At 52.1% G+C, this 15,385-nt stretch carries 14 protein-coding genes; 11 read left to right on the top strand and 3 right to left on the bottom strand.

What is annotated here, in order from left to right; translation table 11 throughout:
- Positions 1-191: 191 nt before the first annotated feature.
- Positions 192-1,526, bottom strand: coding sequence for an MFS transporter (locus EDM60_RS14375; RefSeq protein ID WP_122964582.1), 1,335 nt, complete (start codon positions 1,524-1,526; stop codon positions 192-194).
- 130 nt (positions 1,527-1,656) lie between these two features.
- Here EDM60_RS14375 and EDM60_RS14380 point away from each other — a divergent pair, with 130 nt between their 5' ends.
- A complete protein-coding gene (locus EDM60_RS14380; RefSeq protein WP_122964583.1) occupies positions 1,657-2,163 on the top strand; it encodes a DUF1648 domain-containing protein in 507 nt (168 codons plus the stop codon).
- Positions 2,164-2,236: 73 nt separating this feature from the next.
- Here the strand turns inward: EDM60_RS14380 and EDM60_RS14385 are convergent, their stop codons facing one another.
- Entirely contained in the window at positions 2,237-2,836 is a 600-nt protein-coding gene (locus EDM60_RS14385; protein WP_122964584.1) for an undecaprenyl-diphosphatase, read from the bottom strand.
- A gap of 395 nt (positions 2,837-3,231) precedes the next feature.
- Between EDM60_RS14385 and EDM60_RS14390 the strand changes: the two genes are divergently transcribed.
- The 9 genes from EDM60_RS14390 to EDM60_RS14430 all read left to right on the top strand — a co-directional run bounded on the left by EDM60_RS14390 (position 3,232) and on the right by EDM60_RS14430 (position 12,373).
- Positions 3,232-4,560 carry an ABC transporter substrate-binding protein gene (locus EDM60_RS14390; RefSeq protein WP_122964585.1) on the top strand — a complete coding sequence of 443 codons (1,329 nt, stop codon included), beginning with the start codon at positions 3,232-3,234 and terminating at the stop codon, positions 4,558-4,560.
- Positions 4,561-4,591: 31 nt separating this feature from the next.
- Positions 4,592-5,542: a carbohydrate ABC transporter permease gene (locus EDM60_RS14395; protein WP_122964586.1), complete on the top strand. Its 951-nt coding sequence runs from the start codon at positions 4,592-4,594 to the stop codon at positions 5,540-5,542.
- A 35-nt stretch (positions 5,543-5,577) separates the two neighbouring features.
- Positions 5,578-6,405 (top strand): carbohydrate ABC transporter permease, encoded by an 828-nt coding sequence (locus EDM60_RS14400; protein WP_122964587.1) that lies wholly within the window; start codon positions 5,578-5,580, stop codon positions 6,403-6,405.
- Between the two features lie 28 nt (positions 6,406-6,433).
- A complete protein-coding gene (locus EDM60_RS14405) occupies positions 6,434-7,396 on the top strand; it encodes a GNAT family N-acetyltransferase (protein WP_122964588.1) in 963 nt (320 codons plus the stop codon).
- A 14-nt stretch (positions 7,397-7,410) separates the two neighbouring features.
- On the top strand, positions 7,411-8,994 hold the full coding sequence (locus EDM60_RS14410) for a glycoside hydrolase family 3 protein (protein ID WP_122964589.1): 1,584 nt from the start codon (positions 7,411-7,413) through the stop codon (positions 8,992-8,994).
- Positions 8,995-9,058: 64 nt separating this feature from the next.
- Positions 9,059-9,970, top strand: a complete 912-nt coding sequence (murQ, locus tag EDM60_RS14415) for an N-acetylmuramic acid 6-phosphate etherase (RefSeq protein ID WP_122964590.1) — start codon at positions 9,059-9,061, stop codon at positions 9,968-9,970.
- Between the two features lie 230 nt (positions 9,971-10,200).
- On the top strand, positions 10,201-11,136 hold the full coding sequence (locus EDM60_RS14420) for a cation diffusion facilitator family transporter (RefSeq protein ID WP_122964591.1): 936 nt from the start codon (positions 10,201-10,203) through the stop codon (positions 11,134-11,136).
- Positions 11,137-11,359: 223 nt separating this feature from the next.
- Positions 11,360-11,620, top strand: coding sequence for a DUF1450 domain-containing protein (locus tag EDM60_RS14425; RefSeq protein ID WP_233454146.1), 261 nt, complete (start codon positions 11,360-11,362; stop codon positions 11,618-11,620).
- A gap of 153 nt (positions 11,621-11,773) precedes the next feature.
- Positions 11,774-12,373 (top strand): hypothetical protein, encoded by a 600-nt coding sequence (locus EDM60_RS14430; protein ID WP_122964592.1) that lies wholly within the window; start codon positions 11,774-11,776, stop codon positions 12,371-12,373.
- Positions 12,374-12,524: 151 nt separating this feature from the next.
- On the opposite strand, the gene EDM60_RS14435 is transcribed toward EDM60_RS14430, so the two are convergent.
- Positions 12,525-13,478, bottom strand: coding sequence for an aminopeptidase (locus EDM60_RS14435; RefSeq protein WP_122964593.1), 954 nt, complete (start codon positions 13,476-13,478; stop codon positions 12,525-12,527).
- 199 nt (positions 13,479-13,677) lie between these two features.
- Here EDM60_RS14435 and EDM60_RS14440 point away from each other — a divergent pair, with 199 nt between their 5' ends.
- The gene (locus EDM60_RS14440; RefSeq protein WP_122964594.1) at positions 13,678-15,294 is read left to right on the top strand and encodes an ABC transporter substrate-binding protein; all 1,617 of its coding nucleotides are present in this window, start codon (positions 13,678-13,680) and stop codon (positions 15,292-15,294) included.
- Positions 15,295-15,385 lie beyond the last annotated feature (91 nt).

Here is a 15,385-nt window from a genome sequence, read left to right on the forward strand (position 1 = left end):
GTTTGATGAGAGGGAGCTAAGAGAAGTAGGGCAACACGAAGGCCGCCCGAAAAATTCAGTTTTCAACTCTACAAAACGACATGATGTGTGCGTGGAGAACTGCGCGCATAGCGGCGAGAGCGCAGCAAAAATGACAAAAAGAGGCGAAAAGCTTCGCCTCTTTCTGCGGGAATTGTCCAACGCTGCCTGCCTTACCCCAGCGGTGCGTTTTCAGAATGCGTTGCCGCTTGCTTCTTTTTCGACCAGATCAAAACAGGGATCAGCAACAGGGAAAGGAAGCCGCCAGCGAGCGACAGCGTGGCGTAGCTGGCACCGGAGACGACCATGCCGGACAAAGCTCCGCCAGATGCTCCGGCAAGGGCGATCAGGACGTCGACTGTTCCTTGGGTTTTCGCTCGTGTAGCGAGCGGAGTCGCGTCGACGATCAGGGCCGTACCGCTGATCAGGCCAAAATTCCAGCCGAGTCCGAGCAGAGCCAGAGCGAGGACGAGCAGCAGCATGGAATCAGCAGGGGCCAAAGCAGCGAGCACTCCTGCCGCGAGCAGCGTGATGCCAGCCGCAAGCGCCATGGCAGAGCGCCCGATTTTGTCCACAAGTATGCCAGTCATAAGCGAAGGCAAGTACATGGCGCCAATATGCACGCTGATGACGAGACCGACTTCGCTCAAGCCATGGCCGTGATGTTTCATATGGATGGGAGTCATCGTCATGATCGCAACCATGACGATTTGGGTCAAAATCATGATCGTTGCACCGACGATGATGCCGCGGCTGTTGGCGACAGACTGGCTATCCGCCAGATGTTCGGGATGTTTCTCTTCGCGGGCCTGGGCATCGGCAATCGCTTGGGCAACCAGCAGCGGGTCTGGGCGAAGCAGGAACAAAAAGACCAGTCCGGCGCAAAGAAAAGCCGCAGCCCCTAAAATAAAGGGACCAGCCAGCGGCGGCACGCCGATGGAAGTGGCAAAACGGCCCATCGTTTCCACCAGATTCGGGCCAGCCACTGCGCCAAAGGTGGTAGAAACGAGTGCGGTACTGACAGCGGTCGCGCGCTGCTGCGGCTGGGCCAGATCGGTTCCGGCATAGCGGGCTTGCAGGTTGGTGGCTGTCCCGGCGCCGTAAACGAGCAGCGAGGCAAACAGCAGGACGATATTTTGCGTCGTGGCAGCGAGGATCACCCCGATGGCGCCGATTCCGCCCGCGAGGAAGCCGGCTGCCAGACCGAAGCGGCGACCATGGCGTTGCGAAATTTTGCCGACCAACAGAGCGGCCAGCGCGGAGCCAAGCGTAAGCAAGGCAGCGGGAATGCCAGCGAGACTTTCGGTTCCCAGCATGTCTTGGGCGAGCAGAGCACCGACCGTGACGCCAGCGGCGAGTCCGGCGCCGCCAAAAATTTGCGAGATGACGACGATCAAGAGTGTCCGCTTGTAAAGCCGTTGTCGCTCATGGGATGAATCGATAAAACATCGAAAATGGGCCTGTTGATTTTGCAAAGGCTGCAAATTATGATTAGAATGACGCACCATGGCTTTCTCTCCTTCTATTGTAGCTGTTTGTATGTAGCAAAATGGTTTCATGGGAAACGGAACTGGATGAATCTTATCTCCAATTTCTAGAAAAGTCAAACCAGTTTGACAAACAGAAGGGAGTATCTCTATGTCCGATTGGTGGGGACGCCCAAAAATCGAAATCGCCAAGTCGAAAAGCGAATGGATATGGGACATTCTGGGGGCCTTCTTTTATATCGGTGGAATCGTCTTTTTGCTGTTCGTTTGGGGGGAACTGCCGGACAAGGTTCCAGCCCATTTTGACGCGGTGGGAGAAGTGGATCGCTGGGGGTCCAAGTGGGAGCTGCTCATCTTGCCCGGGATCGGGGCATTCATCTTTGGCTTGATGCAGCTTTTGGAAAAGCATCCGGAAGTGTACAACTACCCGAAGCGATTCAATGAGTCCAACGCGGAGCAATTTTATTTGCAGAGTCGAAAAATAGTGAATCAGTTAAAAAATATGTGTCTGATCGTGTTTTCTGCGATTTTGCTGGAATCGGTTTCGATCGCCATGGGGTGGGGAGGCGGATTCGGCAAATGGTTTTTGCCTGTCGTGGCAGCCGGGATCGTCATTCAACTCGTTTACGGCTTCAGCAACTTGAACAAAATTCGCTGAGATCGCAAAAAAGCCCAAAGCATCCACTCCTCTGAGCAAAAGGAGCGCGCTTCGGGCTTTTTTTTGTGCTGCTCTACAATCCTTTGGAGCGTGGCTTGACGGGCAAAATAGCGCTTTCCATTTTTTCATAGAAGGAAAGCAAGCTATGTACAAAAGCGAAGCGCGGCAACAGCAGGAAGACGGTCAATGCCGAGCCGATGCTGATCAAAGCGCCTACGAGGACGTCGGCCGGATAGTGTACGCCTACCCAAATGCGGGACAGACCTACGCACACAGCGAGCAGCATCCAGAGAATGCCCGTTTTTCTTTGGAACAGCCAAAAGCTGACACAGAAGGAGAAAAACAAAATCGTATGGTCGCTCGGAAACGAATTGTCTACGGCTTTTTGCACCAGCTGATTCACATTGGCAAGCTCGGCGAATGGCTGGTTGTTAGTATGCAGAGTCCCAGCCAGTTTTCCGAGCACCTCCGCCATGACAAACGTGGCTGTCGCACAGATTACCATCATGCGATTTTGCGAGTCTCGCGTGAACCAGTAGAGCAGGGCGCACAGAGCCAGCGCGTAGACCGTATATTCCGCGATGGCGTAAAACGCCGGATTCAGTTCTGGATACTGCTTTCCCAGGTCGTTGATCGCCCGGAAGCACTGCACATTGAGTTCCATCAAATTCAAAAATAGCCAGCCCCTTTCTTTGACAATAGGAAAATACTAACCAACGGGCAGCAGAGAAGAAATCGATTTAGATTACATAAAATTACAATGGTGTAAGGTTGGCTCTCGACACGGAACGAGGAAAGCGAACAGCGGGTGTCGAAAAAGAAATTTTGAAATTTTATTTTATGATTAAGAAGATATCTTGATATTTTGTTTCGAGAGTCTATAATACAGGTATGTAACAAATTGCCAGTAAATTCTCGCAATAGAGGCGCTGCAAGCAGAAGGCGAAGGGGGAGTTTTTGGTTGACGCTCATTAGCCACGGTACAGCGGGACGAATCGAACGTCTGGCAAAGCAATCATTTTTCTTTTGCTAGAGAGAAGGACATTTTTTGAAAAGGGGAGGCTTTCCATGAAAAAAAGCAAGTTTTTATCCGTAGTAGGGATCGCCAGTCTGGCAGCGGCATTGCTCGTGGGAGGATGTAGCCAATCGTCGACGCAGCAGGGAGACAAGGTGGAGCTGTACATGGGGTATACTTCTGACCCGCCGACGAAGAAAAAGATGGAAGAAATTATTGCAAAATTCGAACAGTCTCACCCGCATATCAAAATCAAGACAGTGACAGCGCCCTACGAAGACTTTTACCAGAAGCTGACGACGCAAATCGCCGCAGGAAATGCGCCTGACATCTGGCAAAGCGACGGGACGAAAGTATTCGGCTTTGCCCAGCGCGGAGCGATTCGCGATATTACCGATTACGTCACGAAGGAAGTCAACAAAGACGAAGTGCTTGGCGTGGAGTTCAACAAAGACGCTTCCGGCAAATATTGGGGCGTGCCGCAGGGCATCCAGGTCGGGGCGCTTTTCTACAACAAAGATTTGTTCGACAAGGCTGGAGTCGCTTATCCGACGGCTGACTGGACCTGGGATGATTTGAAGGCGGCTGCCGCCAAGCTGACGCTTGATGCGAGCGGGAAAAATGCGGACGACCCTGCTTTTGACAAAAACGCGGTGAAGCAGTACGGATTTACGTTCTTCGGAAGCTCGCGCGGTGCGTTCAACATTATGAAAGCGTACGGCGGCGGCGTTCTCGATCCGACGATGACGCAATCGATCATCGACTCGCCGGAAAACAAAAAAGCGGTGGAGTGGATGGCGGACGGCATGAAGCGCAAGCTGTTCCCCAACCCGGCAGAGCTGAAAGCGTTCCAAAGCAATTTCAAGGTGTTTTTGAGCGGGGCCACGGCGATGCAGATCGACATTTACGCGGCGACGACCTCGATGAACGGAGCAGGCTTGAACTACGATGTCGCGCCGATGCCTAAAGGCCCGGACGGCAAACGTTTTGCGCCTGTCATCGCCAACTCGTGGGTCATCAACAAAAAAGCCGAGGAGCAAAAAGTCAAAGCAGCCCAGGAATGGATCACGTATTGGACGACATCGGACGAGGCGCAAAAAGAATGGGCAGAGGTGGGCGAAGCGATCCCGGTGAAAAAATCGGTCGCCAACTCCGAGATGTTCCTGAATCCGAGCATCAAGCCCGACAACAAAAAAGTGTTCCTGGATAGCCTGGACTTCGCCGGAACGATCGATACGAATGCCGTCTTTGCCGAATGGCTGAAAGTCGTCACAGACAATTTGGCCGAGCTGTTCATGGACAAGATGAGTGTGGACGATTACATCTCGAAAACCGATCAAGGGGTACAAAAAGTTTTGGATGACTTCTTCAAGAAGCAATAGCAAACCATCAGGGGAGGAAGTGTAGCGAGCGATGCTGGAGATACCGAACAAGCTACAGGCACAGCCTGATGTGAAAAAGAAGCGGAAATGGCTGGACAGCGAGGGGAGATGGGGATTGCTTCTCGTCTCCCCCTACCTGATCCATTTTCTCGTGTTTGTCGTAGGAACTTCCCTTGCTTCCCTGTATTTCAGCTTTTCCGACTACGATATTTTGAATCCGCCCAAGTGGACTGGCCTGGACAACTATGAAAAGCTGTTCGCGGACCCGCTGTTTTACCAGGCGCTGTGGAACACGGTCTACTTCACGCTTTTGTACGTTCCGGCCAAGACGTTTTTGGCCCTTTTGCTGGCAGTCGCGCTGAACCAAAAGCTGAAAGGGCTAAAGCTGTTCCGCATGGCGCACTTTTTGCCAGTGATCTCTTCCTGGACGGTAATTGCCTATGTGGCGGATGCGGTGTTCAACCAGCGGATCGGTTTTGCCAATGCCATTCTCGCCCACTTCGGGATTGCGCCGCAAAGCTGGCTGATCGACGAAGTGTGGGTCATTCCGGTGCTCGTGCTCATCGCGATCTGGAAGTCGGTCGGCTACATGATGATTATTTTTTTGGCGGGACTTCAAGGGATTTCCAACGACATGTACGAGGCGGCTTCGATTGATGGCGCCAACGCCTGGCAAAAGTTTTGGAGGGTGACTGTGCCGATGATTTCCGGTACGACGTTTCTCGTCATTATTTTGAACACGATCTACTCTTTTCAAAATTTCGAGCAAATCTTTGTCATGACGGGCGGGTCAACCGAAGCAGGATCGACGGGCGGCGCCAACAATGCGAGCCTCGTCCTGATGCTGCTCATGTTCAGACAAGGCTTCAGCTTTTACAAGATGGGCTACGCCTCCGCGATTGCCTGGGTGTTGTTCCTCATCCTGCTGGCGATTACTTTGGTGCAATTCAAATTGCAAAAGAAATGGGTTCACTATGACTAAACTTGACTGGATGTGCAGAGGAAAAGGGGGTAGCCATGCAAAAGCGTTTTCCGCTCAATAAACTATTCGGATACCTGTTTGTTCTCGCCAGCACTTTGATCATGGTTGTGCCGTTTTTGACGACTGTCTTCAACTCGTTGAAAACGTACAAGCAATACATGCAATTTCCGCCGGAGTGGCTGCCTGACCCTGTGAAGTGGAGCAACTACTCGCAGGTGTGGGAACAGGCGAATTTCAGCAGCTATACGGTGAACAGTGTGATTGTCGCCGTTCTTTCCGTAGTCGGTACGCTGTTGTCCAGCTCGATGATCGCGTTTGCTTTCGCTCGCTTGAAGTTTCCGTTTCGCGACACGCTGTTCATGATCGTGCTCGGAACGATGATGATTCCGGGGATTGTGACGATCATCCCGCAGTTCATCATCTTCAAAAATTTGGGCATGCTCGACTCGCTCACGCCGCTGTGGATTTTGGAGTGGTTGGGACAGCCGTTCGCGATTTTTCTGATGAGGCAAGCATTTTTGAGCATTCCAAAAGACTACGAGGAAGCGGCCAAGCTGGATGGCTGCAATCCGTTCCAGATTTACTGGCGGGTATTTTTGCCGATGTGCAAGCCGGCGCTGGCGACACTGGCCGTATTTACGTTCATGGGCAAATGGAACGAGATTCTCGCGCCTGTGATTTATTTGCTATCCGAAGAGCATTTTACGCTGCCGATCGGAATTTTGTCGCTGCGCGGACAGTACAAGACCGATGACCAACTGCTGGTTGCCGGGGCGTTGATCAGTTTGATTCCGATTTTGATCGTCTTTTTGTTTGCGGAAAAATATTTTGTGGAAGGTTCCAAAACTTCCGGGCTAAAGTAGGCGAGGCAATAGGAGGCGGATGAAACGCATGTTTTATGTACCATTAGACGAGCTGTATCTGGATGCTTTGTGCGAGCTGTGGAACCAGGAGCTTGGCGAGCGCTTCCCGATGCGGCCCGAGCTTTTTCAGCAAAACAGCTTCGCAGACAAAAACGTGCTGCAAGCCGGCTCCTGGATTGCCATCGATTCTGCCACGCGCCGTCCGGCAGGGTTCGCTGTGGCGAAATGCTGGCAGGAAAAACTCGATGTCCAGCTGGGAAAAGGTGTCGGCTGGATTCAAGTGTTGCTGGTGGATCACGAGTTTCGCGGGCAAGGAATCGGCGGGGAGCTGCTGACGCGGGCGGAGCGGGCTTTGCAGCAGCGAGGGGTGCAAAAAATTTGGCTGGGGCGCGATCCGTATCATTACTTTCCTGGCATCCCTGATGAATCGACAGCGGTCAAAGACTGGTTTGCCGCGCGAGGATACAGTCTGCTGGAGCCGCTGGAAAACGATCTGCTCTGCCGCTATGCCGCAGAGGAGGAAGCATCGCCGCTGCCGCAAGTTTCCGACGGTTGTTTCCGGTTGTTGACGCAAGCAGACAAGGAAGCTTTTCTGGCCTTTTTGCACCGCTGCTTTCCGGGGCGCTGGGAGTACGAGGCGATCCACTATTTTCAGCGCGGGGGAACCGGGCGCGAGTTCGTTGTTTTGGAGCGGCAAAAAGAAATCGTCGGCTTTTGCCGGATTAACGATGCCAACTCGCCGTTCATTGCCCAAAACGTGTACTGGTCGCCGCTGTTTGAGCAGGAATTGGGCGGGATCGGGCCGCTTGGCATCGACCCGGCGCATCGGGGAAGCGGTTTGGGACTGGCGATTGTCCAGGCAGGGATTGCCATGCTGCGCAAGCGCGGCCTGCGGCAAATTGTCATCGACTGGACTGCGCTCATGAACTTTTACGCCAAGCTCGGCTATTCAAGCTGGAAGCAGTACGCCAAATACAGCAAGGAGCTGTGAGAAGGGGGATCTCCATGCGCGCAGAGCAGATGAGTGTGGAGCAAAAAGTTGGGCAGTTGCTGATGATCGGGTACCAGACGCTCGATCTGCCACAAGAGATGGAAAAATGGATCAAGGAGCGACAGATTGGCAACGTCATTTTGTTCAGCCGCAACATCGGTGCGCACGCGGAAACATTTGAGCGCGTGCGCACGATGCAAGGCTGGGCAAAGGAGGCCGGGCACTGCTGCCCGCTATTGATCGGGACGGATCAGGAAAACGGGGTGGTGTCGAGACTGCACGAAGCGACAGCATTCCCCGGGGCGATGGCGCTCGGAGCGACGGGAAATCCAGACTTGGCGCGGCAAATATACGCAGCGACAGGCGCGGAGCTGCGAGCGGCGGGAATTGGCGTCAATTTTGCTCCTGTCATCGACGTGAACAACAACCCGCAAAATCCGGTGATCGGCGTTCGTTCATTTGGGGCCGACCCAGCGGCAGTCGGGCAATTTGGCGAAGCAGCCATGCACGGTTTGCTGGCGAGCGGCGTCATTCCGGCAGTAAAACATTTTCCCGGACATGGAGACACGCATACAGACTCGCATGAAGCGATTCCGGTTTTGCCGCACGATTGGCAAAGGCTCACACAGGTCGAGCTGGCTCCGTTTCGGCACTGCATCGAGGCAGGCACTCCGGTGGTCATGATTGGTCATGTCAGCTTGCCGACCATCGACGCCAGCGGACTGCCTGCTTCGATCTCGCAGCAGCTCGTGACGGACATTTTGCGAAGGGAACTTGGGTTTTCCGGAGTCGCGATTACCGACTGCCTGGAAATGGCGGCGATTGCCAACTCCACTGGCGTGCCGGAAGCGGCGGTGCTCTCGCTCAACGCTGGCGTGGATATGGTGCTCGTCTCCCATACGCATGAGGTTCAGCAGCAGACGTATGACCGACTGGTCGAGGCGATTGAAAACGGCGAGATTTCCCCAGCCCGCGTAGACGAAGCAGTCAATCGGATTTTGGCTTTGAAGCGGCGTTTTCTTTCCTGGGAGACGTATGCTGCGACGACGCCTCCTGCTTTTGACCGGGCCGGGCACGAGCATTTGGCGAAGGAAGTGCTGGCGCAGGCTGTCACGGTGCTGAAAAATGAGCGCGGGATCGTCCCCATTCCGAAGCAGGCTGCGACGCTTGGCGTGATCATGCCGCGAGTCGGGCGAGTGACGTTGGCCGAGGATGAGGATCAGCAGGCGGAAGCGGAACTTTTGGCAGCGTCTTTGCAAGCGTATAGCCCGGTACAATGCCATTTTCTGCGTTCGCTGCAACCGACGCGGGAAGAAGCAGAGCAAGCTTTTGCCGCGATGGCGCCTTTTGAAACGGTTATTGTCTTTACGTACAACGCCCATCTTTACGAAGGGCAGGCGCAGTTGGTCAAGCAACTGTCCAGTCAAGGCAAAAAAGTGATCGCGGTAGCGCTGCGAAACCCGTACGACCTGGGCGCATTTCCCGAAGTCGATGCTTGTCTCGCGGTGTACGATCATCGCAAGCTGGCGATCGAAGCCGTAGCGGATGTATTGTTTGGCAAGCAAAAACCAACTGGTCGATTACCTGTCAGGATGTAGGAGCAGCATGGAAACTTTGGACGCAAAAACAAGTGACAAAACAAAACTGACGGGGAGGTAGCGCATGAGAAATCAACTGAGCGGCTTGACCACGGAAACAAAGAACAAGCAATCCGAAGATTTGGATTTGCTCTCGACATTCGATATCGTCAGACTCATGAACGAAGAGGATAAAAAAGTCGCTTATTGCGTGGAAAAAGAACTGCCTGCCATTGCTCGGGCAATCGATATGATCGCGGAATGCCTGCAAAACGGCGGAAGGCTGTTTTATTTTGGCGCAGGCACCAGCGGACGTCTTGGACTTTTGGATGCTGCGGAGTGCCCGCCGACTTTTGGCACAGACCCTGCATTGGTGCAAGGCGTGATCGCTGGCGGAGTGGAAGCGGTCGTGAAAGCAATCGAGGGCGCAGAGGATCTCGCCCATTTGGGGCAGGAAGATGTTGTGGCGCATGGCGTGCGCGAAGGCGATGCGGTAGTGGGCATTGCCGCGAGCGGACGGACGCCTTATGTAAAAGGGGCGCTGGAGGAAGCGGGACGATTGAAGGCGAAAATCATTTCCTTGTCGTGCAATCCTGCTGCCGAAATCAATGAGGGCGTGGACGCCTCGATCAACGTGGTGGTCGGCCCGGAGGTCGTAACAGGCTCTACGCGGCTGAAGGCGGCGACCGCGCAAAAAATGGTGTTGAACATGATTACGACGACATGCATGGTGCGCTTGGGCAAGGTGTACAAAAACTTGATGGTGAACGTGCAAATCACAAATGAAAAGCTGAAGGAGCGAGCCAAGCAGATCGTAGCAGAGGCCGCGCAAGTGCCGCCGGAAGAAGCGGAGCAGCTTTTGGCGCAAGCGAATGGAGACGCCAAGCTGGCGATTGTCATGAAAAAAACAGCGTTGGCGCGGGAAGAGTCTGTGCGCTTGCTGGAACAATACAAAGGGAATATTCGACCGATCATGGAAGGGCATGTGTCCAGGTAGAGGAGGACATAGCTGATTCAGACGGTGTAACGAAGGCTTTGCCAGGCGACGACGACTGGCGAAGCCTTTTTGCCTTTTGGGGGCGCAAAGCATTGAGAATGGCCGGGATGGGAATGAAAATCAGTAGTATGATCCATAAAATGTTCATTTGATGAAATCACTGGAACACTCTATAATTAAATTAATTATTATATTGTAATTGTTCTATATTGATTATGGGGGTGCTTCTTATGAATCATGCTGACTATCATCATCTCGATCACGTGAAGGAACAGCAAAAGTCGAAGAAAACGCTGTGGATTACACTGATCTTGACTTTGTTTTTTACGATTGTCGAAATTGTGGGCGGCTTGCTGTCCAACTCGCTCGCGCTCCTGTCCGACTCGGCGCATATGATCTCGGACGTGATCGCCCTCGGCCTGAGCATGACCGCGATTTACATGGCGACGCGCAAGCCGAACAAAAAGTATACGTTTGGCTTTCTGCGCTTTGAAATCATTGCCTCGTTTCTGAACGGTCTGGCTCTTGCCGTCATTGCCATCGGGATTGCGATCGAAGGGATCAACCGGATGATTCATCCGCAAGACGTCGACTTGGGACTGATGTTGACGATCGCCTCGATCGGGCTGATCGTGAATATCGTCCTGACCGTCGTTCTCTCCAGAAGCACGAAGGAAGAAAACAATCTGAACGTAAAAAGCGCGCTGTGGCACTTCATCGGCGATTTGCTCAGCTCTGTCGGGGTAATCGCTTCGGCTATTCTCATTTACTTCACAGGCTACTACTTGTTCGACCCGTTGATCAGTATGGTGATCGGGGCCATCATTTTTATGGGCGGCTTTAAAATCATCCGCGAATCTCTCGCTGTGTTGATGGAGTCTGTGCCGGAGCAGTTTGACCTGGATCAAATCCGGGCAGACCTCGCCAGCGTGGAAGGAGTCTACGATGTGCATGAGCTGCATCTGTGGGCGGTATCGACGGAGCACTATTCGCTGACGGCGCATGTGTTCGTGCGTGAAGATATTCAACCGTATTGCGTGATTCTCGGCATCAATCATCTGTTGAAAACAAAGTACGGCATCGAGCATTCGACGATTCAGATCGAGCACCCGATGATCCTCGATCACGGGGAGTACGGGAAACAATTTTTGCTGCCGCAGACGTAAGCGGAATGCTGTGGCGTGTGCGGCCCATTCAAGCTGAATGAACAAAGGCCGGGCGGTTCCAGATCATGTGCAGGTTTTGCTGTACAGGTTCTGGCAACCAGCCCGGCTTTGTTTTTTCCTTGCTGCTTTAAAGCGTTTGTGGTTTTACGCATGCTCTTGCTGTGTATTCTGAATAGACTGTAAAATTTCGGTATAATCGCATGCCAAAATTCGAGTGGAGGATATGCTGGTGCAAACAATCAAGTTTTGTCCGTGCAATCTGGAAGGCAGTCTGAAATGGGTGAGGGACGAGGTCAGGCAGCTTCCCGACGTGCAAGTAATCGATGAGCGCTGTGTCAACTATTGCGGTCAATGCCTGGAAAAAGCGTTTGCCCTGTTCAACGGCAAAAACGTGGTGGGCAACGACGGGCAAGAACTGCTGGAGCGACTGAAAGAAAAATGGGCGGTGACAACCGCGGTATACCAGGACGCAGAAGGGGCGTGACCTTCTGCGTTTTTTTGTGGGTGTATACGAAGAAAACATTGACACGAACAATTCGCAAACACTGAAATTTATAATTTATGTAAAATATAGTATATTTTTGATGTTGGAAAATAATTGAATCGTTTCTATCCGTAACATAGAAGGGGGATATGGGTGAGAAAAGCGAAGCAGATGTTTTTGGTGGTGAGCTATTTCGTTGTCTTTGTGCTCGGCGGATATGCCTATCATGTCATTTTTCAGCCCGAAGACAAGCAAAGTGGGTATTTGTCTGAAAGCGATCGGGATAAGTTTGTACATGTCACCAAAAAAATCGATGAAAAGTTCAAACCAGAAGGCTATGAAGAGTTATTGCAAGGGGATGTAAACATGTTAACAACCCCGGATATGATTTTGGGGCCACAGCAACAAGAATTGCAAACGTCAATCTTTGGCAGGCAGAAAAACTACATATTTAAAAACCAAACAAACGGAACCGTAATTCTCATGAGCATAAGCAAAAGAGTTGGCGCCGAGCAAGAACAATGGCAAAACAGCATTTATTATAGCAACGCCAGATACAATTCGCCGGACAATGATTTCAAAGCCTATTACGCAAATGTGTATCCATCCATAAATGCCTATCAATATAGCCTTGAAAAATATGGATATAATGTAAGCTGCGTTCTGCTTTCTGATTCTACATACGATAAGGGAGCGAGTGATTTAGCAGATTTCATCACTCAAGTAGATGAGTTCCTGCAAGAGAATGTATAAATGTCGATTGGTTATTCCGACGATGTATTCGAAGCAACGACCCACGAATACATCAAACCTACGAGAGAAAGATAATTCCCTTCCCGCGCATGCGGATCGAAAAGCAAAAAGCAGAGGCGACTTAATCCGCCTCTGCTTTTGCTTTTTCAAGCTACTCGTCCCCAAACAGAAAGCGCCCTTTTTCCTGGAGTTGTTGCCCATCAATGAACACATCCGGTTCGTTTACGATTAAATCAATGTGCACACCAGCCTGGATGGTACCCCCAAAAGTCGCGTTGCTGCCGAACGCAACGTGGATCGTTCCGAATGCTTTCTCGTCTTCCAGCACAACCCCGATAATTCTCGCCTTGTGATTGGTTCCAATCCCAAATTCCGCCAGCATGCGGCCATCGCCATCCCCGAGCGTGGCAAGCAGTCGAGAACCCGTCGGCCCCTCTGCGCTAATCAGCCGACCATCCTTGATCGTAAGCAGCAAAGGCTCGTCAATCATGCCGATTCCGCCGATGGAGCCGTCGACCAAAATTTGTCCGTTGGCCGAGCCTTCGATGGGGGCGATGTACGCCTCGCCAGACGGGAGATTGCCCGATTGTCCTTTTTCCAGATACATGCCAGTGCTGGGAACGCCGTTGCGTGTTTCAATGGAAAATTCCAGCGCGTAGCCGGCTTTTTCAATTCGTACTTGTTTGCCGCGGATCAGGATGTCTGTCACCTCTTCGGTCAGCCATTTGACCTCCTGATAATCGGCAGAAATCGCTCCAGCGGTAAACATGTCGCGGGTAATGCCCGGCATGGTGGCGACGCGCGTTCCGTTGGCAGCGGCCACTTTTCGCGCTTGTGTGTGCGTAAGCGAATGTTTCGTGATGCACACGGCTACGTCCGCTTGCTCCATCGCTTTGGCAATCGCCTGCGGCGGCTCCTGGCCGGATTTTTCGCGCTCCTGCATGACTAACAGCACGGTTTCCGCACCGAGCAGCTTTCCAGCTTCATAGAGAGCTTCTGCCAAAGGACGCTTATCTTCATCGGTAACAATGACCAATTCTTCCTTTTCCTTTACGCCTAAACAAGTCGCCAGCAAATTGCGGCTGATTTCCACGAGTTGGCTCATCGGTCGCTCACTCCTGATTTTTAGTAAATGTAAATCTTGAAGAGATTGTACTGAAAGAAAAAGCGGTTAATCAAGTCTTAATTTTTTTGTTTTTTGACTATTTACACTAAAAAAAGCATTTGCTATAATCCAAAACGTAACACATATTGAACATGCGTTTCATTATTTGATACAAACAAAAATGTCTGGGGGAATCGTAGTGAGGAAAATGTTGAAAGCCAAAGCGTTGTTTTCTTCTGTCATGGTCGTATCCATGCTGGCACTCGCTGCATGTGGTGGACAAGGAATCGCTCCTGCTCAAGATGCAAAGGGCGGCGACCAGCAGCAGGCGGCTGGACAGCCAAAAGATGGCGGCGTGCTGAAAATCGGCTTGTCTTCTACGGCAAAAACACTGGACCCAATTGCTTACACGGGTGCTTATGAATCCAACATCATCCGCAGTATTGGCGACACGCTCGTCCGTTACACGAATGACTTGTCCAAAATTGAACCGAGCCTCGCAACAGAGTGGAAAGTGTCGGATGACATGAAGGTGTATACGTTCAAGCTCCAGGACAATGTGTACTTCCAGCCTGGCAAATACCAGGATGGACGGAAAATGACAGCCGAGGACGTGAAGTACAGTCTGGAACGTTCTGCGAAGCAATCCGCACTCAAGCGTCTGCGCGGCGTGGAAAAAGTAGAAGTCATCAGCGAAAACGAAGTAGCGATTCACCTGGACGCGCCAAACGCCGCTTTGCTTGCCATGCTGACAGACGGCGGCAACATCATCGTTCCGCGCGAAGAGGTAGAAGGCTGGAAAGATCAGTTCGGCACTCACCTCGTGGGAACAGGGCCGTTCATGATCGATAAATTCAACCAAGACGATTCTGTAAATTTGAAGCGTTCTGATAAATACTGGGGTCCGAAGCCTCACCTGGATGGCGTAGAGTTCAAATTCATCACCGATGCGAACATGATGACCAACGCCCTGCGCTCCGGCGACATCGACATGGTGACCGATGTCAAAGGGCAAAACCGTGCGATCATCGAGAAGGATCAAAACTTGAACTTGCAAACGAAGCCAGGTTTGTCCATTGAGTACATGGGTTTGAACCAGATCGAAGGCCCGACGAAGGACAAAAAAGTGCGTGAAGCAATCCGTCTCGCGGTAGACGTGGAAGGTTTGGTCAAAGGGGTATTCAAATGGGGCGGAGCGGAAAAATCTTTCCTGCCGCTGCCAAAAGCATCGTGGGGCTATGACTCGTCTCTCGAAGCAGCCGTTCCTGCTTTTGACCCGCAAAAAGCCAAACAGCTTCTGGCTGAAGCAGGCTATCCGGACGGATTCAAAACCGAGCTTTATGTAATCGCTTCCCGCGTGCCGCAAGCGACCATCGCAGCGCAACAGCTGAAAGACAACCTGAACATCGACGCAGAGATCAAAACCGTTGAGTGGGGAACGTTCAGCGACATCGTAGCCAAAGGAAAAGCTCCGCTCTACATCATGGGCTGGTCCTGGTACCCGGACCCTGACTTCTTCCTCTATCAAATGTTCCACAGCAAGCAAATCGGTTCGCTCGGCAACGGCTACGCTTACAGCAATCCGGAAGTAGACAAGCTTCTGGAACGCGCAACGGCAGAGACGACGGACGAAGCGAAGCGCAAAGAGCTGTACAGCCAGGCGATGAAACAAATCAACGATGACGTCGTTCACGTCGAACTGGGCCTGCTCGATGTTGCGACCGGAATGAAGAAATACGTGCAAGATTACCAAGTGCGTGCGGACAGCTCGATCTTCCTGGTCAACAGCGAGACGAACGTTTGGCTGAACAAGTAATACACACGCCTAAAAGCTTCCACGGTTCGAAGAGAGGCCGCGACAAAGTCCTCTCTTCGGGCATTTCTTACCAGGCCAAGCTTTAAACGAA

Origin of the sequence: Brevibacillus parabrevis (assembly GCF_003710905.1) — a bacterium.
GTDB classification, from domain to species: domain Bacteria; phylum Bacillota; class Bacilli; order Brevibacillales; family Brevibacillaceae; genus Brevibacillus; species Brevibacillus parabrevis.